The sequence below is a fragment of the Streptomyces sp. SID13726 genome (assembly GCF_010548375.1).
Taxonomy (GTDB): Bacteria; Actinomycetota; Actinomycetes; order Streptomycetales; family Streptomycetaceae; genus Streptomyces.
In genome coordinates, this window is sequence record NZ_JAAGLY010000494.1 from 1 (window position 1) to 433 (window position 433).

A 433-nucleotide genomic window follows, 5' to 3' on the forward strand; every position below is an offset into this window, starting at 1 on the left:
TACACTCCGGCAGATGAGCAGCAGCATCACCGCACAGCGCGGATCCGGCGCCGGCGAAGCGGAACCCGGAACCACGGCCGCACCCGCCTGGAAGGGGTGGCCGCTGCGTGCCGCCCTCGCCGTCGGCTCCGGCGTGCTGCTCTACCTGAGCTTCCCGCCCCGCCCCCTGTGGTGGCTGGCCCCCTTCGCCCTCGCCATGCTCGGTGCCTGCCTCCGCGGCCGCCGCGCCCGCGCCGGCTTCGGCCTCGGCCTCCTGCACGGCCTGGGCTTCCTGCTGCCGCTGCTCGTCTGGACCAGCGAGGGCGTCGGCCCGATCCCGTGGCTGGCCCTCGCCACCCTCGAAGCCCTGCTGATCGGCCTCACCTGTCTCGGGATCGCCCTCGTCAGCCGGCTCCCCGCCTGGCCGCTGTGGGGCGCGGCCGTCTGGATCGCC

The 433-nt window shown here is 75.5% G+C and carries 1 pseudogene; it reads left to right on the forward strand.

Going from position 1 to position 433, the window contains the following annotated elements:
• Window positions 1-13 precede the first annotated feature (13 nt).
• Window positions 14-433: pseudogene (locus tag G3I78_RS48760) on the forward strand (apolipoprotein N-acyltransferase); the annotation flags it as partial.